18 protein-coding genes are annotated in these 18,959 nt (G+C 73.9%); 12 read left to right on the top strand and 6 right to left on the bottom strand.

What is annotated here, in order from left to right; genetic code table 11:
- The first annotated feature begins 27 nt into the window (after positions 1 to 27).
- Both dapE and ABGB11_RS20725 read left to right on the top strand, forming a co-directional pair.
- Positions 28 to 1,104 carry a succinyl-diaminopimelate desuccinylase gene (dapE, locus tag ABGB11_RS20730; RefSeq protein ID WP_347635199.1) on the top strand — a complete coding sequence of 359 codons (1,077 nt, stop codon included), beginning with the start codon at positions 28 to 30 and terminating at the stop codon, positions 1,102 to 1,104.
- Positions 1,101 to 1,901 (top strand): TIGR00730 family Rossman fold protein, encoded by an 801-nt coding sequence (locus tag ABGB11_RS20725; RefSeq protein WP_347635197.1) that lies wholly within the window; start codon positions 1,101 to 1,103, stop codon positions 1,899 to 1,901. The genes dapE and ABGB11_RS20725 overlap by 4 nt, the downstream gene beginning before the upstream one ends.
- A 3-nt stretch (positions 1,902 to 1,904) precedes the next feature.
- Here ABGB11_RS20725 and ABGB11_RS20720 read toward each other — a convergent pair whose 3' ends face one another.
- From ABGB11_RS20720 to ABGB11_RS20710, 3 genes are all read right to left on the bottom strand, one after another.
- Positions 1,905 to 3,086, bottom strand: a complete 1,182-nt coding sequence (locus ABGB11_RS20720) for a family 2 encapsulin nanocompartment cargo protein terpene cyclase (protein ID WP_347635195.1) — start codon at positions 3,084 to 3,086, stop codon at positions 1,905 to 1,907.
- A gap of 35 nt (positions 3,087 to 3,121) precedes the next feature.
- A complete protein-coding gene (locus tag ABGB11_RS20715; protein WP_347635193.1) occupies positions 3,122 to 3,958 on the bottom strand; it encodes a geranyl diphosphate 2-C-methyltransferase in 837 nt (278 codons plus the stop codon).
- A 170-nt stretch (positions 3,959 to 4,128) separates the two neighbouring features.
- On the bottom strand, positions 4,129 to 5,040 hold the full coding sequence (locus tag ABGB11_RS20710; RefSeq protein WP_347635191.1) for a LysR family transcriptional regulator: 912 nt from the start codon (positions 5,038 to 5,040) through the stop codon (positions 4,129 to 4,131).
- A 73-nt stretch (positions 5,041 to 5,113) separates the two neighbouring features.
- Here ABGB11_RS20710 and ABGB11_RS20705 point away from each other — a divergent pair, with 73 nt between their 5' ends.
- From ABGB11_RS20705 to ABGB11_RS20680, 6 genes are all read left to right on the top strand, one after another.
- Positions 5,114 to 6,082: an EamA family transporter gene (locus tag ABGB11_RS20705; RefSeq protein ID WP_347635189.1), complete on the top strand. Its 969-nt coding sequence runs from the start codon at positions 5,114 to 5,116 to the stop codon at positions 6,080 to 6,082.
- Positions 6,067 to 7,122, top strand: coding sequence for a trypsin-like peptidase domain-containing protein (locus tag ABGB11_RS20700; RefSeq protein WP_347635187.1), 1,056 nt, complete (start codon positions 6,067 to 6,069; stop codon positions 7,120 to 7,122). The genes ABGB11_RS20705 and ABGB11_RS20700 overlap by 16 nt, the downstream gene beginning before the upstream one ends.
- Before the next feature lie 91 nt (positions 7,123 to 7,213).
- Positions 7,214 to 7,882, top strand: a complete 669-nt coding sequence (locus tag ABGB11_RS20695) for a TetR family transcriptional regulator (protein WP_347635185.1) — start codon at positions 7,214 to 7,216, stop codon at positions 7,880 to 7,882.
- Positions 7,879 to 8,790 (top strand): ABC transporter ATP-binding protein, encoded by a 912-nt coding sequence (locus ABGB11_RS20690; RefSeq protein WP_347635183.1) that lies wholly within the window; start codon positions 7,879 to 7,881, stop codon positions 8,788 to 8,790. Before ABGB11_RS20695 ends, ABGB11_RS20690 begins: the two co-directional genes overlap by 4 nt.
- Positions 8,787 to 10,391, top strand: coding sequence for an ABC transporter permease (locus ABGB11_RS20685; RefSeq protein WP_347635181.1), 1,605 nt, complete (start codon positions 8,787 to 8,789; stop codon positions 10,389 to 10,391). The genes ABGB11_RS20690 and ABGB11_RS20685 overlap by 4 nt, the downstream gene beginning before the upstream one ends.
- 26 nt (positions 10,392 to 10,417) lie before the next feature.
- Entirely contained in the window at positions 10,418 to 11,020 is a 603-nt protein-coding gene (locus tag ABGB11_RS20680; RefSeq protein WP_347635179.1) for a TIGR00730 family Rossman fold protein, read from the top strand.
- 18 nt (positions 11,021 to 11,038) lie between these two features.
- Here ABGB11_RS20680 and ABGB11_RS20675 read toward each other — a convergent pair whose 3' ends face one another.
- Complete coding sequence (locus tag ABGB11_RS20675; RefSeq protein WP_347635177.1) at positions 11,039 to 13,213, bottom strand: thiamine pyrophosphate-requiring protein; 2,175 nt, start codon at positions 13,211 to 13,213, stop codon at positions 11,039 to 11,041.
- Between the two features lie 160 nt (positions 13,214 to 13,373).
- Here ABGB11_RS20675 and ABGB11_RS20670 point away from each other — a divergent pair, with 160 nt between their 5' ends.
- Positions 13,374 to 14,207 carry an inositol monophosphatase gene (locus ABGB11_RS20670; protein WP_347635175.1) on the top strand — a complete coding sequence of 278 codons (834 nt, stop codon included), beginning with the start codon at positions 13,374 to 13,376 and terminating at the stop codon, positions 14,205 to 14,207.
- Positions 14,208 to 14,531: 324 nt separating this feature from the next.
- Here the strand turns inward: ABGB11_RS20670 and ABGB11_RS20665 are convergent, their stop codons facing one another.
- Positions 14,532 to 14,849, bottom strand: a complete 318-nt coding sequence (locus ABGB11_RS20665) for a hypothetical protein (RefSeq protein ID WP_347635173.1) — start codon at positions 14,847 to 14,849, stop codon at positions 14,532 to 14,534.
- A gap of 67 nt (positions 14,850 to 14,916) precedes the next feature.
- On the opposite strand from ABGB11_RS20665, the gene ABGB11_RS20660 reads away from it, so the two are divergent.
- The 3 genes from ABGB11_RS20660 to ABGB11_RS20650 are packed head-to-tail and all read left to right on the top strand — an operon-like array spanning position 14,917 to position 16,373.
- Positions 14,917 to 15,342 carry a hypothetical protein gene (locus ABGB11_RS20660; protein ID WP_347635171.1) on the top strand — a complete coding sequence of 142 codons (426 nt, stop codon included), beginning with the start codon at positions 14,917 to 14,919 and terminating at the stop codon, positions 15,340 to 15,342.
- On the top strand, positions 15,339 to 15,782 hold the full coding sequence (locus ABGB11_RS20655) for an SRPBCC family protein (protein WP_347635169.1): 444 nt from the start codon (positions 15,339 to 15,341) through the stop codon (positions 15,780 to 15,782). Before ABGB11_RS20660 ends, ABGB11_RS20655 begins: the two co-directional genes overlap by 4 nt.
- A 15-nt stretch (positions 15,783 to 15,797) precedes the next feature.
- Positions 15,798 to 16,373, top strand: coding sequence for a DNA-3-methyladenine glycosylase I (locus ABGB11_RS20650; RefSeq protein ID WP_347635167.1), 576 nt, complete (start codon positions 15,798 to 15,800; stop codon positions 16,371 to 16,373).
- Here ABGB11_RS20650 and ABGB11_RS20645 read toward each other — a convergent pair whose 3' ends face one another.
- A complete protein-coding gene (locus tag ABGB11_RS20645; RefSeq protein WP_347635165.1) occupies positions 16,374 to 18,956 on the bottom strand; it encodes an FtsX-like permease family protein in 2,583 nt (860 codons plus the stop codon).
- Positions 18,957 to 18,959: the final 3 nt, after the last annotated feature.

Raw genomic sequence — 18,959 nt, 5'->3', positions numbered from 1 at the left:
CCACGATCGTGATGATAGGACTTGAGCATGGGGCTCGATCTCTTCTCGGACGTGGCGGACCTGACGGCGGCGATCGTCGACATCGAGTCGGTGAGCGGTGCCGAAGGGCCCCTCGCCGACGCGGTCGAGGAGGCGCTGCGGGCGCTTCCGCACCTCAGCGTCGAGCGCGACCGCCACAACGTCGTCGCGCGCACCGATCTCGGACGCGCCGAGCGGGTCGTGCTGGCCGGGCACCTCGACACCGTCCCGCTGAACGGCAACCTTCCGTCCCGGGTGGACGGCGACCGGCTCTACGGCTGCGGCACCACGGACATGAAGAGCGGCGTCGCGGTCGCGCTGCGGCTCGCGGCCACGGTCACCGAGCCGACGCGGGACGTCACGTTCGTCTTCTACGAGTGCGAGGAGGTCGGGGCCGAGCTCAACGGGCTCCGCACGCTCGCGGCGGAGCGTCCCGAGCTGCTCGCGGGCGACTTCGCCGTGCTGATGGAGCCGACGGGCGCGCTGATCGAGGGCGGCTGCCAGGGCACGATGCGGGTCGAGGTCACCGCGAAGGGGGAGCGGGCGCACAGCGCGCGGGCGTGGATGGGCTCCAACGCCATCCACACCGCCGGGCGGGTCCTGGACGTGCTCCGCGCCTACGAGCCGACGCGTCCGGTTGTGGACGGCCTCGAATACCACGAGGGCCTGAACGCCGTGCGCATCTCGGGCGGCGTCGCCGGGAACGTCATCCCGGACGAGTGCGTCGTCGAGGTGAACTACCGGTTCGCTCCCGACAAGTCGCCGGACGACGCGGAGGCGTACCTTCGGGAGATCTTCGCCGGTTTCGAGGTGACCGTCACCGACAGCTCGCCCGGGGCCAGGCCGGGGCTGACGCACCCGGCCGCGGCGGCGTTCGTCGCAGCCAGCGGGGCCGAGGTCCGCGCGAAGCTCGGCTGGACGGACGTGGCCCGCTTCTCCGAGCTCGGCGTCCCGGCCGTCAACTACGGCCCCGGCGAACCCACCCTCGCCCACACCAAGGACGAGTACGTCGAGATCCCTCTCATCGGCGAGTGCGAGCAACGTATGCGCACGTGGCTGGAGGGTCCCACTACCGTGGGCTCATGACTCTGAATCCTGATTCCCCCTCGCGGCGGCAGGGGCCGGCCATGCTGCGGGGACGGGCCGTTCCGGCGACGACGACCGACCAGCGTCTTCTCGACAGCCGCGGCCCGGCCGACTGGGTGCACGCCGACCCGTGGCGGGTGCTGCGGATCCAGGCGGAGTTCGTCGAGGGCTTCGGGCTCCTCGCCGAGCTGCCGAAGGCCGTCAGCGTGTTCGGCAGCGCCCGCACCAAGCCCGACTCGCCGGAGTACGGGCTCGCCGTCGACATCGGCGCCCGCCTGCACGACGCCGGCTACGCCGTCATCACCGGCGGCGGTCCCGGGATCATGGAGGCGGCGAACAAGGGCTGCGACGAGAACGGCGGGCTGTCGGTCGGCCTCGGCATCGAGCTGCCGTTCGAGCAGAAGCTCAACGACCACCTCGACATCGGGCTGGAGTTCCGCTACTTCTTCGTCCGCAAGACGATGTTCGTGAAGTACTCGCAGGCGTTCGTGGTCCTGCCGGGCGGCTTCGGGACGCTGGACGAGCTGTTCGAGGCGATCACCCTCGTCCAGACCGGGAAGATCACCCGCTTCCCGATCGTGCTGGTCGGCACCGAGTTCTGGGGCGGGCTGCTCGACTGGGTGAAGACGTCCATGCTGAGCAGCGGCAAGATCTCGCCGCGGGACATCGACCTGATCCACCTCACCGACGACCCGGAGGAGGTCGTCCAGATCATCCGCGAGGGCCACACCCGGGCCGAGCAGGAGATCATCGAGGCCCGCGCCCAGGCGGAGGCCGCGGAGTCCGCCGGCGAGTGAGGGTCACGGGGGCCCGGCGTAGCGGGGGTTGGTGGCGTGCCACTCGAAGCCGCCGCCCATCCACGCCCGCAGCCCCCGCAGGAAACGCTGGAGTTCGGGGGAGGCCACCGGCGCGAGGTCGCGGTGGCCGGCCTCGAAGTCGCGCACGAGGTCGTTGTGGAGGGCCACGGTGATCTCGGTCGCCTCCTCGACGGTGCAGTCCCGGTCGGCGGCGATCAGCAGGACGACGTTGCAGACCGGGTTCTCGTCGGCGGCGTCCTTGGCCACCGAGTGCAGGTCGTTGACGAGGACGCTCGCGGTCCCCGCCTGGAAGGCGGCGCGGCGGACGCGCGGGTCGTAGTAGAGGTGGGCGGGCACCTCGTAGCCGCCGACGACGTCGATGAGCGTCATCGAGGTGTAGAAGCTGTCGTGCTGGCGTGCCGCCAGGTACTCCCAGGCGGGCGGGTGGTCTCCGGTCTCGCGCCAGGCGGCGTAGGCCGTCCAGCTCACGAACATCGCGAAGGTCGAGTAGCAGACCCGCTGCACCTGCGTCGGCGTGGCGTGGCGCTCAAGATGGTCGACGGCCGACCCGAGCAAGCGCAGGACGAGGTCGTCCTGGAGTGCCTCGCGCAGCGGCGGGGTGAACTCGCCCAGGGGCGGGACGGGGTCCATGGCCGACATCGCCAGGGTCAGCCGCTGCGGCAGCCGGGCGGGCACGGCGCCGAGGGCGGTGTCGTCGGCGTAGTAGTCGTCGGCCGCCCACCACGCGGCGTTGAGCTGCGCGGCGACGAGGAGCGTGTCGGGATCGTCGGTGCCGGGGTGGGCGAGCGTCACCAGCCGCCCGAACGCCGCCTTCCCCAGCGCGTCGAGCTCGTGGTCCTCGAATCCGCGGTCGCGCGCCCACGAGACCAGGCGGGCGTCGACCTCGCCGGCGAGGGTGTCGTCGGTGCGCTCGGGGACGGGGCAGTAGAGCGGCGAGTGCGTCCCGTCCCCCCACGACCGTTCGACGTAGCCGGGTCCGGGTGCGGGGGCCGCCCCCGAGAGGAGGTCTCCGTAGGAGACCTCCCGGCTGGGACGCGCCGCGGCGATCAACGCCGGCAGGACCGCCGCGACGGTCCCGAGACCGCCGGGCCCCGCGGGCAGGACGCCCTCGGACGGTGCGGACGGCCGCCGGAGGCCGCCGCACCCGTGGTGTGTCGCTTCCATGCCTTGCTCCTGCCTGGACGGGGCCCGGGACGGGGTCAGATGCGGTCGGCGGCGATGAGCAGGTACTGGAAGCTGCCGTCGCGGTAGGCCTCCAGGAAGGCGTCCTCGATGCCGGTCGCGACCGACGACTTCCGGCGCAGCTCCCAGTACGGGATCGTGTCGGCGGTCAGGTCGACGACGGCGGTGGGCACGAGCCGGTTCGCGGCCATGGCGCGGAAGTAGGCGCTGCGCGGGTGGATGTCGCAGACGTAGTGGGCGTTGATCGTGGAGACCGCCTTGGACGGCAGCCCGTACACGTCGTTGGAGCAGCCGGTGATGGTGACGTACCGGCCTCCGCGGGCGAGGAGCCGGGAGTGCGCCGCGAAGAGGTCGTCCAGGACGGTGTACATCGTCGACTCGTTGTTCCAGATCGCCTGGAACGCGCCCGCCTCGAAACCGGTGTCGAGCATGTTCTTGAAGTGGAACCGGACCCGGTCGGAGATGCCGTGCCGCTCGGCCTCGGCGTTGGCGAAGTCCACCTGGGTCTGGGAGATGGAGACGCCGTCGACCCGGCAGCCGAAGGCGGCGTTGGCCATGATGCCGGTGCCGCCGCGGCCCGACCCGGCGTCCAGCAGGCGGTGGTCGGGCGCGATGTCGCCGAGGTGGGACAGCAGCAGCCGCGCCTGGGCGTTCTCCAGCCGGTGCAGCTCGGCGATCACCGCCTTCTCGCGGTCGGGCTCGGCCGTCTCCAGCACGGACCAGTCCACCTCGCCGACGCCGTAGTGGTGGTGGTAGATCCCGGACACATCGCCCAGCCGGAGGTTGACCGGGTTGCGCTCGGAGTTCCAGTAGTCGGCGACGTCGCTCTGGTAGACGCTGGCGATGGCCGTCATATGTGATCTCCCTAGTCCGCTGTCCTGCGCTGAGTTACGGCACGAAAGCTAACGGTGACGTTCCGTGCGCGGAAGGGGACCGGTCAGCACAGAAACCAGTCACGGCGTCCCGCGAATGTGCCGTCCCGGATAGCCGTCCGCCCGCGCGCCGGCCCGAGCGCCGGCCCGGCTCAGCCGGCGCGGTGCCGCTCCGCCGCCTCGTGCAGCGCCTCCAGTGCCCGCGCGATCGGCGGCTGGCGGTCGCTGCCCCGCCGGACGATCGCGATGATGCGCCGCGACGGGACGGCCTCACCTCGCAGCGGCACCCGGACGACCGCGTCCTCCGGCGGCAGCGGGGCGAGCCGGGGCACCAGGCCGACGCCGAAGCCGGCGGCGACCAGCGCCGAGACGGCGAACCACTCGTTGGCCTCGTGGGCGATGCGGGGCGTGTAGCCGGCGGCGCCGCAGGCGGCGAGCATGAGCCGGTGCTGGTCGATCCGGGCCGGCGAGCCGATCCAGGGCTCGGCGGCGGCGTCGGCGAGCCGGGCCGTCCCGCCGGCGGCGAGCGGATGCCCCCGCGCGACGAGGAGGTCCTGCGGCTCGTCGAGCACCGGCCACTGCGCGAACCGGGCGTCGTCCGGCGCGGGGGTGTGCCCGCCGGGGATGACCACGGCGACGTCGAAGTGCCGGGCGAGGAGCAGGTGGGCGGCATCCTCGCTCTCCCGCTCGCTCATATGGACGGCGACGCCGGGGTGCCGCTCGTGGAGCCGGGCGGCGGCCGGGGCCACCAGCGCGGCGAGGGCGCTGGAGACGCTGCAGAACCGCACCTGGCCGGACGTCCCGGCGCGGTGCCCGGCGAGGTCGGCGCGGGCGCGCTCCCACTGCGCGGACAGGGCGTCGGCGTGCCGCAGCACCGTGTGCGCCGCGGCGGTGAGCCGCACCCGCCGCCCCTGCGCCTCCAGCAGCTCGACGCCGAGGTCGCGGGCGAGCTGGCGGAGCTGCTGCGACACCGTGGAGGGAGTCAGGTGCAGCGCCTCGGCGGTCGCGGTCACCGTGCCGCGCTCCCGCAGGACCCGCAGCGTCTGCAGGCGGTGGTCGATCATGCGGCCATTCAACACGATGGTGTGCGAATTCTTTCGATGGACGCGAATGGTCGCCGCCTCGCAGGGTGGCCGTATGACGACCGGGAAGGACATGGGCCGGAGCGTTCCCGCTCCGCTGCTGATCCTCGGCAGCGTGGTCTCGATCCAGGCGGGCCAGGCCTGCGGCAAGGCGATGTTCGGGCTCGCCGGCGCGCCGGGAGTGGTCGTGCTGCGGCTGGCGTTCGCGGCGCTCGTCCTGCTGGCCCGCCGCCCCGCGCCGCCGCGCCGGGACTCGCTCGGCCTGCTCGCCGCGCTGGGCACGGCCATCGCCGGGATGCAGCTGATCTACCCGGCGATCGAACGGCTCCCGGTCGGGGTGGCCTCCACGCTGCAGTTCCTCGGCCCGCTGACGCTCGCGATGGTGAGGGCCCGGCGCCCGGCCGACCTGCTGTGGGCCGCGCTCGCGGGGACCGGGGTGTTCCTGCTCTACGGGCCGTCGGGCTCGCCGGTCTCGCTCGCGGGAGCGGCGTTCGCGCTGGCCTCCGGCGCCTGCATGGCCGCCTACCTCGTCCTGAACAAGCGCGCCGGCGTGCTGGACGGCGCCCCGCTCACATGGGCCGTGGCGTTCGCGGCGGTCCTCGTCCTGCCCCTCGCGCCGTCGGCCGCCGGCGCGCTCCTGCGGCCGGAGGTGCTGCTCGCCGGGCTCGGCGTCGCGCTGCTCTCGGCCGTCGTCCCGTGGTCGCTGGACATGGCGGGGCTGCGCCGGCTGCCCGCCCACGTGGTCGCCGTGATGGTCAGCCTGGAGCCCGCCGCCGGGGCCCTGGCCGGGCTCGTCCTGCTGGGCGAGCACCTGTCGTGGGCGTCCTGGCTCGCCGTCGGGTGCGTGTCCGCGGCGTCGGCGGGCACCGTCCTGTCGAACCGGCCCCGTCGGACCGGGCGGGGCGAACAGGTGGGGTGGCGCCGAAGCCTTGCGACAAGGCGGCCAAAACGTGACCTCACCTGCGCCTGTTCCCCTGAGCGGGGGAACCGTTCACCCAGGAGGTGGACATGGACGCGAAAGTGAAGGCGTGCGCGCTGGCGGCGGCGGGGACGCTGGCACTCGCCGGATGCAGCGGGAACGGCGAGGAGGGCGGCTCGGCGTCCGCGCGGACGACGGCGCCCGTCTCGGGGGCGGCGGCCGACCTGCAGCAGCAGTACGAGAAGGTCGTGGACGCCGTCCTGCCGTCGGTGGTGAAGATCCAGACCGACCAGGGGGAGGGCTCGGGCGTCGTCTTCGACGACCAGGGGAACATCGTCACGAACGCGCACGTGGTCGCCGGCGCGAGGAAGATCGAGGTGACCTCGTCCGGTGGCGGGTCTCCGCTGGCGGCCACGCCGGTGGGCGCGTTCGCGGCCGACGACCTGGCCGTCGTCAAGGTGGACGGCGGATCGCTGAGGCCGGCGTCGTGGGGCGAGTCGAGCAAGGCGGAGGTCGGCCAGATCGTCCTCGCGATGGGCAACCCGCTCGGGCTGGCCGGCAGCGTGACCAACGGGATCGTCTCCGCGCTGCACCGGACGGTGTCCACGAAGGGGGAGGGCGCCTTCCAGGGGTCGACGATCGCCGACGCCATCCAGACGAGCGCGGCGATCAACCCCGGCAACAGCGGCGGCGCCCTGGTGACGCTGGAGGGGCAGGTCATCGGCGTCCCGACCGCGGCGGCGTCCGACCCGCAGATCGGCGCCGCGGCGGCGGGGATCGGCTTCGCGACGCCGAGCGACACGGTGAAGCGGATCGTCCCGCAGCTCATCCGGACGGGGAAGGTCTCCAACTCGGGCCGGGCCGCGCTCAGCGTGGTGGTGCGCACGATCGTCGATCCGCAGAGCGGGCAGCGGTCGGCGGTCGCCGTGGCCGAGGTCCAGCGGGGCGGCGGCGCCGCGGCGGCGGGCATCCAGGCCGGGGACCTGATCCTGTCGGTGAACGGCACGGCGACGCCCGACCAGACCGCGCTGTCGTCCGTCCTCGCGAACCTCAAGCCCGGCGACACGGCGCGGGTCGAGGTCCAGAAGGCGGACGGCTCGAAGAAGGAGGTCCAGGTCAAGCTCGGCGAGCTGCCCGGCGGCTGACCCCGTTTCCCCCGGCCCCTTGACGGGAGCCTGTACGCGCGTACAGTGTACAAGCGTACAGGTTACTGGACGTCGGTATAGGGGTGAAGCATTGGCGCCGAGCGAGCGGGCCGAGGATCTGACCGGACGCGCCCGCATCCGGGACGCGGCCCTGGTGGAGTTCGCCGAACACGGGGTGAAGGGCGCGACGATCCGCGGGATCGCGAAGGCCGCCGGGGTGTCGCCCGCCCTCGTCCAGCACCACTACGGGACCAAGGAGGCACTCCGCGAGGCTTGCGACGCCCACGTAATCGAGGTCATCCGCGAGACCAAGAGCGAGGCGCTCCACGGCGGCATGGCCAACCCGAGCTTCCTGTCGATCGCCATGCGGACGGCCCTGCCCGTCCAGCGCTACGTGGCCCGCGCCCTGACCGACGGGTCGCCGGCGGCCGCGGCGCTGTTCGACGACGCGGTGGAGTACAGCGAGGAGATCCTCGAACGCGGGGCCCCCGGGATCTCCAAGCCGGGGACGGACGACCTGCACGGCTACGCGACCGTCATGACCGGCATGAGCCTCGGCCTGATCGTCCTGCACGAGCACATGTCCAGGGCGTTCGGCGCCGACATCCTCACGCGCGACGGCTACCCCCGGATGGCGCTCGCGATGCTGGACGTCCTCACCGACAGCCTCATCTCGCCCGAGCTGGCGGAGCAGACGCGCGCCGCCCTGAAAACCCTGCCCGCCGCCGGCGGGCAGTTCCCCCACGAGGAGAACCGGTGACCACCGATACGCCCCCCGTCTCCGTCTCCGGCCTGGTCAAGAGCTTTGGCCGGACCCGGGCGCTCGACGGACTCGACTTGACCGTCCGGCCCGGCGAGGTGCACGGCTTCCTCGGCCCGAACGGCGCCGGGAAGTCGACCACCATCCGCATCCTGCTCGGCCTGCTGCGCGGCGACGCCGGCACCGTCCGGCTGCTCGGCGGCGACCCCTGGCGGGACGCGACCGAGCTGCACCGCCGGCTCGCCTACGTCCCCGGCGACGTGACGCTGTGGCCGAACCTGTCCGGCGGCGAGGTGATCGACCTGCTCGGCCGGATGCGCGGCGGCGTCGACCCGCGCCGCAAGGCCGAGCTGCTCGACCGGTTCGAGCTGGACCCGCGCAAGAAGGGCCGCGCCTACTCCAAGGGCAACCGGCAGAAGGTCGGGCTGGTCGCCGCGCTGGCGTCCGAGGCCGAGCTGCTGCTCCTGGACGAGCCGACCTCCGGCCTGGACCCCCTCATGGAGGAGGTGTTCCAGGAGTGCGTCAGGGAGGAGCGGCGCGACGGCCGGACGATCCTGCTGTCCAGCCACATCCTGTCCGAGGTCGAGGCGCTCTGCGACCGGGTGACGATCATCCGCAAGGGCGTCGCGGTGGAGAGCGGGACGCTCGCCGAGCTGCGGCACCTGACCCGCACGTCCATCGAGGCCGAGCTGGCGTCCCCGCCGGACGGGCTGCCGCTCCCCGGCGCGCACGACGTCAGCATCGACGGCAACAAGATCCGGTTCGAGGTGGAGACGACCGCGCTGGACGCGGCACTGCGGCAGCTCACCGAGGCGGGCGTGCGGAGCCTGGTCAGCCGGCCGCCGACGCTGGAGGAGCTGTTCCTGCGCCACTACAAGGACGAGCTCCACGCGGAGGCCGTGCGATGACCGCGCTCACCGGGACCGGCGGCCTCGCCAGGCTGATCCTGCGGCGCGACCGGTTCGTCCTGCCGGCCTGGATCGTGGTGCTGACCCTGATCCCCGTCAACTTCGTCAAGGCCACCGACAGCCTCTACCCGACCGCCGCGGAGCGCCTCCAGTACGCGCACACCACCGGGACGAACCCGACGTTCCTCGCGCTGTACGGGCCGCTGTACAGCCCCGACCTCGGCGGCATCATCGCCCAGCGGTGCGGGTTCATCCCCGTGATCATCGGGCTGATCAGCGCGCTCACGGTCGTCCGGCACACCCGGGCCGAGGAGGAGGCGGGCCGCCGCGAGCTGCTCGGCGCCACCGTCACCGGCCGCGGCGCCGGCCTGGCCGCCGCGCTCCTGGTGACCATGGCGGCGAACCTCGTGCTCGCCGCCCTGCTCACCGCGGGCATGGCCGCGCAGGGCCTGCCCCTCGCGGGCTCGCTGGCGTTCGGCCTGCAGGTGGCCGCCGCGGGATGCGTGTTCGCCGCCGTCGCGGGCGTCACCGCCCAGCTCAGCGAGGGGGCCGGCGCCGCCCGCGGGACGGCCGTCGCCGCGCTCGGCGCCGCGTTCGCGGTCCGGATGGCCGCCGACGTCGGCGGCGCCGGCAACGGGCTGTCGTGGCTGGGCTGGCTCTCCCCGCTCGGCTGGGGCACCCGCGTCCGCGCCTACGGCGGGGAGCGCTGGTGGACGCTTGCGCTCGCGGCGGCCCTCGCCGCCGTGCTGGTCGCCGCGGCCGGCGTGCTGTCGGCCCGGCGGGACGTGGGCGCGGGCGTGCTGCCGCCGAAGCTCGGCCCCGCCGACGGACCCCGCCGGCTGTCCGGGCCGTTCGGCCTCGGCTGGCGGTTGCAGAGCCGTCCCCTGTACGGATGGCTCGCGGGGTTCGCCGCGCTCGGCGTCGTGTACGGCGCGGTCGCGGGCGGCGTCGGGGACCTGGTGAAGGACAACCCCGACCTGGAGGAGATCTTCACCCGCATCGGCGGGCAGGGCGGGATCATCGACGCCTACTTCGCCTCGATCATGAGCACGCTCGGCCTGATCGCCGCCGCCTACGCGGTCTCGGCCACGCTGCGGCTGCGCACGGAGGAGGCCGGGCAGCGCGCCGAACCGCTGCTCGCCACGCCCGCGGGACGGCTGCGGTGGGCGGCGAGCCACCTGGCGTTCGCGCTGCTCGGGCCGGTCGCGGCGCTCGGTGTCGCGGGCCTGGCCGCGGGGGTCGCGCACGGCCTGGACACCGGCGACCCCGGCCGGGAGGTGCCGCGCGTCCTCGGCGCCGCGCTCGCGCAGCTGCCCGCCGTCTGGCTGGTCGGCGCGATCGGGGTCGCGCTGTTCGGCCTCGCGCCCCGGTTCACCGGCGGGGCCTGGGCCGCGGTCGCGGTGTTCGCGGTCGTCACCCTCTTCGGCGCCGGGCTGAACCTGGACCAGTGGGCGCTCGACGCCTCGCCGTTCACCCACGTCCCGAAGCTGCCGGGCCGGTCGTTCGCGGCCGCGCCGATGATCTGGCTGACGGTGCTCGCGGCGGCCCTGGCGGCGCTCGGCCTGGCGGCCTTCCGCCGCCGCGATATCGCGTCGAGCTGACGGGGCCGAGCCGTTAGATTGGCCGGGTGACCTCTAGGAAATCCCTCGCCATCTGTGTGTTCTGCTCCTCCAGCGGCAAGATCGACCGCCGCTACGTCGATCTCGCCGCGGAGACCGGCGCCGAGCTGGCCCGGCGCGGCCACAGCCTGGTCAGCGGCGGCGGCCGGATCTCGTGCATGGGCGCCGTCGCGCGGGCCGCGCGGGCCGGCGGTGCCCGGACGGTCGGCGTCATCCCCGAGGGGCTGGTCAGCGTCGAGATCTCCGACGAGGACAGCGACGAGCTGATCGTCACCGCGGACATGCGCGCCCGCAAGGGCGAGATGGACCGGCGCAGCGACGCCTTCCTCATCCTCCCCGGCGGCATCGGGACGCTGGAGGAGCTGTTCGAGGTGTGGACCGCCCGCGTCCTCGCCATGCACACCAAGCCCGTCGTCATCCTCGACCCGACCGGCGTCTACGAGCCGCTCCGCGACCTGATGACCGGCCTCACCGACCAGGGCTTCGCCCGTCCCAAGATCTGGGACGCCGTCGGCTGGACCGACTCCGTCCCCGAGGCGTTCGACCTGCTGGAGCGCTCGCAGCCCCGCATCGACTTCTCCCCCGAGGACTACGCGGAGGCCGAGCTCTAGACCGCTCCGGGGCGCCGGTCAGTGCCCGCGCCCCGGCATGTTCTCGTACATGTCGGTGAGCTTCTGGCGGAAACCGCGCGCCGCGATGCCCCTCTTCTGCGGGTCCTTGAGGCCGGCCTTGAACGCCTTCTTGGCCTGGTCCTTCATGATGTGCGGCGGGATCGGGGCGATCTCGCCGTCGACGACGAACTCCAGCACGACCGGACGGTCACTGGCGAGGGCCTCGCGCCACGCCTCGGCGACCTTCCCCGGCTCGTCGCAGTAAATGCCCCTGAGCCCCGCCAGCTCGGCGAACTCGGCGTACGGGAAGTCGGGGATCGACTGCGAGCCCTCGTACTTGGGGTCGCCGCCCATCGCCCGCTGCTCCCAGGTCACCTGGTTGAGGTCCTGGTTGTTGAACACGGCGAAGACCAGCGGCGCTGAACCGGCCATCCGCTCGGCGTACCGCTTCACGGTGATCATCTCGTTCATGCCGTTCATCTGGAACGCGCCGTCGCCGACGAAGCAGATCACCGGCCGGTCCGGGAAGGCGAACCGGGCCGCGATCGCGTACGGGACGCCCGGACCCATCGTGGCGAGCGTCCCCGACAGCGACGCGCGCATCCCGTCGCGGAGCTTGATGTGCCGGGCCCACCAGTTGGTGGCCGACCCGGAGTCCGCGGTGAGGATCGCGCCGTCGGGCAGCAGGGGCGACAGCTCGTGCGCGACCGCCTGCGGATTGATCTTCCCCTCGAAGCTCTGCCCCGCCCGCTTCTCCATCACCGCGTCCCAGGCGCGGACGTTCTCCTCGATCTCCTCGCGCCAGGACCGGTCCTCCTTGCGCCGCAGCAGCGGGATCAGCTCGCGCAGCGTCTCCTTCGCGTCCCCGACGACGTGCGCGTCCATCGGGTAGCGGATGCCGATCATGCGGCCGTCGATGTCGATCTCCACGCCCCGGCAGGTGCCCTCGTCCGGCAGCCACTCGGCGTACGGGAAGCTCGTGCCGATCATGAACAGCGTGTCGCAGTTCATCATCATCTCGTCGCTGGCCCGGGAGCCGAGCAGGCCGATCGGGCCGGTGACGAACGGCAGGTCGTCGGGCAGGACCGCGCGGCCGAGCAGCGCCTTGGCCACCCCGGCGCCGAGCAGCTCGGCGGTCTCGATCACCTCCGCCTCGGCGTCCGCGGCGCCCTGGCCGACCAGCATGGCGACCTTGCCGCCCTCGTTGAGGATGTCCGCGGCCTTGCGCAGCTCGTCCCGGTCCGGCAGCACCCGGGGCCGGCTCCACCCCACGCTGGAGTAGACCGAGCCGTGCTCCTTCGGCGGCGACGGCACCGCGTCCGCCTCCTGGACGTCCTCCGGGACGACGATCGTCGCGACGCCGCGGGTGGTCAGCGCCGTCTTGAACGCCCGGTCGATGACGTGCCGCATCTGGCCGGGGTGCATGACGATCTGGCAGTACTCCGAGACGTCCGAGAAGAGGTTCTCGAGGTTGACCTCCTGCTGGTAGTGCGTGCCCTGGGCGAGGCGCTTCTGCTGACCGACGATCGCGACCACGGGCTGGTGGTCCAGCTTCGCGTCGTAGAGCCCGTTCAGCAGGTGGATCGCGCCCGGCCCGGACGTGGCGACGCAGACGCCCACCTCGCCGGTGAACTTGGCGTGCCCGCAGGCCATGAACGCGGCCATCTCCTCGTGCCGCGCCTGGATGAACTCCGGCCTTCCCTCCGCCCGGTCGAAGGCGCCGAGCATCCCGTTGATGCCGTCGCCGGGGTAGCCGTAGACCCGGTCCACGCCCCACTCGGACAGCCGCCCGAGCACGTAGTCCGCCACTTGCTGCGCCATCGCTCTCTCCTGTCCGTCGTCCTGCCGCCGCGCCGACCAGGTACTTGTGCCGCCCCGCCCACATCTGCGGGCTGCGCGCGTGCGCCTGCCCGTCGAACCTGCCGTGGCCCCGTAGTCGGCGTTCTCGTCGACCGGCTCCCAGAGGTTCTCGGGCCGGCCGTCACGGTCGCGCTTCTCGGTCTGCTGGGACGCGAACCCCGTCCGGGCCAGGTAGCGGCCGTGCAGCCCGGCCGCGACCCGGTCGGCGAGGATCGTCGCGAGCAGGGCGACGCCGGCGCCGCGGTCCGCGAACGCGCGCGCGGCGGCACGGCCGATCCCGCCCGTGGCACCCGTCACCACGACGACGGTGTCCTGACCGATCTTGCGCTTCATCTCATCCCCACGACGGCGACGCTGCATCCGGCACTAGGACCCCACTGCCCGTGGTGAAGTCCCCGTAACGCGGGCCACGCCCGGCTCTCGACTACCGTCGACGGTGTGCGGGCCCGTGAACTGCGGGTGCCCCGCCGTACGCACCGACAGAAGGAGCCGAATGAACGCCGACGTCCCCGCCTCGCGGGAACTGGCCGGAATCGCCGAGCTCGCCGCCCGCGCCACCGGCGACCGGCTGCGGACGGCGTTCCGCTCGCGCCCCCAGGTCGACCACAAGAGGGACTTCCACGACCCGGTCACCGAGCACGACCGCGCGGCGGAGGAGACCATCCGGGCCGTCCTCGACGAGCACACGCCCGGCAGCGTCGTCGTGGGGGAGGAAGGCGGTGTCCAGGGCGACGGCTCCGGCGGCGTCCGCTGGTACGTGGACCCCATCGACGGCACGGCCAACTTCGCCGTCGGCCTGCCGTTCTTCTGCGTGTCCATCGCGGCGGTCAGCGGTGGCGAGCTGGTGGCGGGCGTGGTGTACGACCCGGTGCGGGACGACATGTTCACCGCGTCCCTCGGCGGCGCCGCCTGCAACGGCGAGCCGATCGAGAGCCGCGGGGCCGCCCGTGACCGGACCGCCGTCGTCGCGACGTCGTACCCGAGCCCGCACGACCTGCGCGGCGGGCGCGAGGACGTGCTGCGGCGCTACGGCCGGATCGTGGACTCCTTCGCCACCGTGCGCCGCCCCGGCAGCGCCGCGCTGACCCTCGCGCACGTCGCCGCGGGCTGGGCGGACGTCGCCTACGACTCGTCCATCAACGCCTACGACATCGCCGCGGGCCTGCTGCTGGTCAGGCAGGCCGGCGGGACGTACGTGCCGATCGGCGGCGAGCCGGGCGGCGACGACTGGGACGCCCCGGGGTACCTGGCGTGCGTGGGCGGGTTCGACCTCGCCGGCTCCGTCCTCGCCGAGATCGCGGACCTGAAGGGTGCGGGCACCGGCTGACCGGAGCGCCATGCCCGGAAAGGCAACGGCACCCGCGCCGTGGCGCGCCCCGAGCTGACCTACGACCCGGCCGCCAACGGCGGCACCACCACCCTGGAGGTCGACGGCCGCGGCACCCGTCCCGCTCACCGCGCTCGGCCGGTTCGCCCACGAGGCCGTCGCCGCCGACCACGCCGGGCAGGTCTGGACCTACGATCCGCGCCGCGACGAGATCCAGCTCCAGCTCATCTTCGCGGCGGGCGGGCACCGCCAGTCGGACCCGGGCGCGACGTTCGCGATCACCGGGCCCTGGGACCGCCTGCGCGGCTGACCCGGCCGCCGGGGCTAGGCGAGGCCCCGGCGGGCGACCGCGGGCGGGCGGGTGCCCTGGATGGACGCGACCATGTCGAGCACCTGGCGCGTCCCGTCCGCCTGCGACTCCGGCACCCGGAACAGCGTCGCCCCGAGCCACGCGTACACGGACGCCGCGGCGAGCAGCCCGGGGTCGGGCTCCCGCGCGTCCGTCTCCAGCGTGACGAGGACGGCGCTCCCCGACGCGGCGAGCCGTTCGACACGGTCCGCCGGGGGCGCCGTGCCGGCGTCCGCGGCGCCTGCGGGAACCGGCGCGTCCGGTGGAAGGACCTTCCGCTCGTACAACCCCATGCCTCCAAGCGTGGCACGATCGGGGGCGGGGATTCGTCCTCCAGATGGGGTGCCGTCAGATCGGAGCGTGATCGTGGTCGTGGTTGTCGTCCTGGCCGGCCTGGCCGTGCTGGGCGCGGTCGTCGCCCTCGCCATGGGCAGGGGCGGCGAGCTGGCCGAGACCCATCCCGACTATCCGCCGCTCCGGGTGGACGCCGAGGGCCGGCCCGTCGTCGGGCCGAGGTCCTCACCGCTCCGGTTCCCCGCCACGTTCTGGGGCTACCAGATGCAGGTGACGGACGAGGCCGTCGGGCGCCTCAGCGAGGCCCTGAACGAGAGCGACGCCCGCGTCGCCGAACTGGAACGGCAGGTCCGCGACCTGCGGCGCCGCCTCGGCGAGGAGGAGGCGTCCCCTCCGATCGGGGCCCTGCACGGCATCGAGGACTCCGGCAACGGCGTGCCGCTCGGCAAGGAGCACGCGGAACCGGACGGCGCCGCGGAGGAGCACGCGTGAGCGCGGTCGCCGTCCACGCGGAGGCCGTCTCGGCGGCCCCGCCCGACCGGGTCTTCGCGGTCCTCACCGACTGGCCGAGCCACGCCGACTGGATGCCGTTCACCCGCGCCGAGGGCGGCGACCGGGTCGGCGACGAGCTGCGGGCGTGGACGGGCGTCGGCCCGGTCGGCTTCCTCGACACCATGGTCATCACCGACTGGCGGCCGGGGCGGCGCGTCGCCGTCCGGCACACCGGCCGGGTGGTGCGCGGCGAGGCCTTCTTCAAGGTCGTCCCCGAGGGGTCGGGCAGCCGGATCATCTGGGCGGAGCGCGTCGACCTGCCCCTCGGCCCCCTCGGCCGGGCGGGCTGGCTGATCGCCGGCCCGGTCGTGAAGGCGTTCATGGGCCTCGGGCTGCGGCGCCTCGCTGCTCTGTCACAGTCCGCCTTGTCGGAGGCATGAGGTAGAAACGGCGGGGTGAGCACCGCGATTCTCGGCGAGGACGGGCTGGCCCGCTGCCCGTGGGGGCTGTCGGCGCCCGACTACGTCGCCTACCACGACGACGAGTGGGGCCGCCCCGTCCGCGACGACCAGGGCCTGTACGAGCGGCTGTGCCTGGAGGCGTTCCAGTCCGGCCTGTCGTGGCTGACGATCCTGCGCAAGCGCGAGGGGTTCCGGGCCGCCTTCCGCGGCTTCGACCTGGAGACGGTCGCCGCGTTCGGCCCGGACGACGTCGCCCGGCTGATGACCGACGCGTCGATCGTCCGGAACCGCGCCAAGATCGACGCCGCGATCGCCAACGCCCGCGCGGCCCTCGACCTGCCCGGCGGCCTGGCCGCGACCGCGTGGCGGTACGCCGACCCCGACTCCCCGGTCTACACCGACATGGCCGACGTGCCCGCCTACACCGACGCCTCCAAGGCCCTCGCCAAGGAGCTGAAGAAGAACGGCTTCCGCTTCGTCGGCCCCACCACCGCCTACGCCCTCATGCAGGCCTGCGGCCTCGTCGACGACCACCTCAAGGACTGCCACCGCCACCACGCGTACCGGTGACTACTCGGCCCGGGTGGCGTCGAGCACGGGGACGGCGGCGGCCCGGCGGGACGGGAGGGCCGACGTCGCCAGGGTGACGGCGGCGGCGCCGCCCACGATCGCGGCGAACAGCCACCACGGCGCGTGCGGCGCGAGGAACGAGCTGCCCGTGGCCACGTGCATCAGCAGGACGGTGCCGAAGGCCGCGCCGATGCCGAGGAGGCTGCCGAGCAGGACCACCGTCGCCGCCTCCCAGCGGACGATCGAGCGGATCTGCGTCACCGTCGCGCCGACCGCTCCGAGCAGTCCGAACTCCCGGGCCCGCTCGCCGACGTTCATCGAGACCGTGGTCGCCATGCCGAACAGCGCGAGGACGAGCGACATGCCGATGAAGCCGTAGATGACGCGCATCCCCGACGTCATCGAGTCGGCCGCCTTCTGCACGTAGGCGGTCTTGCCGAGCACCTCCACGCCGGGAACGTCCGCGAACGCCCGGGAGAGGGCCTGCCCGGAGCCGCCGCGGACCAGCACGACCTGCGTGGACGCGGCCGGGTCGATGCGGTCCATCGTCGTCGTGGAGACGACGGCCTGGTCGGCGAACAGGTGGGACGGGTCGTGGTAGGCGGCGGCCACCCTCAGGGCGACCCTGCCCCGGGCGCCCCGGACGACGATCCGCTGCCCCTTCCTGATCCTCTGCGCCTCCATGGCGCTGGACGTGAGGGCGATCTCGCCGTCGCCGAGCCGCGGGAGCCGCCCCCCGAGCCTGAGGACGGACGGCAGCGCGTCCTGGTCGGCGCCCGTCACGGTGAGGAAGAACGGCTCCGGCTCCTCCTCGGGCGACGGCCGTCGCGGCGCGGGGGAGACGAGCCTGACCTCCGACGCCGTGAGGGCCGCGGCGGCCGACACTCCCGGCACGGCCGCCGCCCTGCCCGCCGCGTCCCGGGGGAGGGGAGCCGCGCCGTCCGAGGTGACGCCGGTCGCGGCGACCGCGTGCTCGGCCCGCATGACCCGCGGCCCGATCTCGGCGAACCGCGCGTCCACCGACAGCACGATCAGGGCGGTCGCGCCGACCAGTGCGACGCCCAGCATGAGCGAGGACGCCGCCGACGACACCCGGCGCGGGCTGCGGGTGATCGTGGCGCGGGCGAGCCGCCCGGCCTCGCCGCTGACGGCCGTCCCGACGCGCCCGACCAGGCCGCCGAGGGGGCCGACGAAGAACGGGGCGAGGACGGCGAGCGCGGACACCATCGTCATCGAGCCCAGCAGGATCATCACGCAGATGCCCACGGTGCGGTCGGGGCCGGGCGGCTCCTCGGCGCGGATCGCGAACACCAGGCCGAAGAACATCGAGGCGAGGGCGAACACCGTGAGCGCCCCGAGCAGCCGGGGCCGGCGGCGGCCGGACGTCTCGGCGCTCGCGGCGCGCAGCGCGTGCATGGGCGAGATCCGGGCGGCGCGCTTGGCGGCCCGCCGCGCGGCGAGCTGGGTGACGAGGATCCCCGCCGCGGCGGGGACGGCGAGCGCCGTCCAGCCGTACTGCACCTCGCCGGCGGAGATGTCGAAGCCGTCCTCGGCGAACAGGCGGGTGAGCAGGGCCGACACCGGGTAGCCGGCCAGCACGCCGCCGGCCGACGCGACGGCGCCGAGCACGAGGGCCTCCAGCCGGATCAGCCGCCTGATCTGGCGGGGCGTCGCGCCGATCGCGCCGAGCAGCGCGAGCCGCCGGGTCCGCTGCCGCACCAGGGTGCCGAACGTGTTCGCCACCACGAACAGGCCGACGAACACCGCGACGGACGCGAGCATGCCGATGGCGCCGCCGATCGAGACGCCCGCGTCCCGCAGGTCGGCCGACTGCGCGCCGCGGACGCTCGCCGCCGTGCGGACGGTGACGTCCGCGCCGAGGTCGCGGGCCAGGGTCTCGCGCAGCTTCGCGGGCGGCACGCCCGCCGCCTTCACCCACACGGCCTGCCACGTTCCCGCGGGGAGCCCGGCCGCCCGCCGGACGGTCTCGGGCGGCGCCAGCAGCAGGTCGCCGCTCGCCACGGTGCCGCGCCCCTGCACGGTGACGATCCCGACGACCCTCATGTCCCGGACCTGCCGGGGGAGCGTCACCTTCGCCGTGTCGCCGACATCGAGATCCCCCGCACGGGCGACGTGCCGGGTGACGGCGATCTCACCGCCGGCGGCGGGCGCGCGCCCCGACTCCAGGTGGTAGGGGTTGAGGCGGCCGTCGGGCGTCCATGGCCGCAGCGTCATGCCGGCCCCCGCGGGCGGCGTGATCGGCGTGCGGTCCGAGCCGTACGCGGTGACGGGCACCATCGCGTCGCCCGCCGCCGCGGCCACCCCCGGCCGTCCCGCGACGTCGCGCAGCGCGACCCGCCCGTCCGGCGCCGCGTACGGGTCGTCGGGGTCGGTCTCACCGCCCTGGACGAGCACGTCCGCGCGGGAGTACTCGCTGGCGTCGCTGCCCGAGACCGCGTCCTGCGCGCGGAGCGCGAACTGGAGCGAGCCCGAGATCAGCCCGATCGAGAACAGCGCCGCCAGCATCGTGGCGGCCAGCCGCATCCAGCCCTCGGCGAAGGAGCGGCGCGCGATGAGCCACATGGC

This window comes from Actinomadura sp. B10D3 (assembly GCF_039871695.1).
Taxonomy (GTDB): domain Bacteria; phylum Actinomycetota; class Actinomycetes; order Streptosporangiales; family Streptosporangiaceae; genus Spirillospora; species Spirillospora madurae.
The sequence above is the reverse complement of the archived record's forward strand: the minus strand, read 5'-3'. Positions and strand labels throughout refer to the sequence as shown.

Bases quoted from the DNA above. Each gene is read 5' to 3' on its own strand.
- ABGB11_RS20645 (WP_347635165.1), bottom strand. From the start codon at position 18,956: ATGTGGCTCATCGCGCGCCGCTCCTTCGCCGAGGGCTGGATGCGGCTG.
- ABGB11_RS20725 (WP_347635197.1), top strand. From the start codon at position 1,101: ATGACTCTGAATCCTGATTCCCCCTCGCGGCGGCAGGGGCCGGCCATG.
- ABGB11_RS20705 (WP_347635189.1), top strand. From the start codon at position 5,114: ATGACGACCGGGAAGGACATGGGCCGGAGCGTTCCCGCTCCGCTGCTG.
- ABGB11_RS20710 (WP_347635191.1), bottom strand. From the start codon at position 5,040: ATGATCGACCACCGCCTGCAGACGCTGCGGGTCCTGCGGGAGCGCGGC.
- ABGB11_RS20715 (WP_347635193.1), bottom strand. From the start codon at position 3,958: ATGACGGCCATCGCCAGCGTCTACCAGAGCGACGTCGCCGACTACTGG.
- ABGB11_RS20675 (WP_347635177.1), bottom strand. From the start codon at position 13,213: ATGAAGCGCAAGATCGGTCAGGACACCGTCGTCGTGGTGACGGGTGCC.
- ABGB11_RS20670 (WP_347635175.1), top strand. From the start codon at position 13,374: ATGAACGCCGACGTCCCCGCCTCGCGGGAACTGGCCGGAATCGCCGAG.
- ABGB11_RS20665 (WP_347635173.1), bottom strand. From the start codon at position 14,849: ATGGGGTTGTACGAGCGGAAGGTCCTTCCACCGGACGCGCCGGTTCCC.
- ABGB11_RS20685 (WP_347635181.1), top strand. From the start codon at position 8,787: ATGACCGCGCTCACCGGGACCGGCGGCCTCGCCAGGCTGATCCTGCGG.
- dapE (WP_347635199.1), top strand. From the start codon at position 28: ATGGGGCTCGATCTCTTCTCGGACGTGGCGGACCTGACGGCGGCGATC.
- ABGB11_RS20720 (WP_347635195.1), bottom strand. From the start codon at position 3,086: ATGGAAGCGACACACCACGGGTGCGGCGGCCTCCGGCGGCCGTCCGCA.
- ABGB11_RS20700 (WP_347635187.1), top strand. From the start codon at position 6,067: ATGGACGCGAAAGTGAAGGCGTGCGCGCTGGCGGCGGCGGGGACGCTG.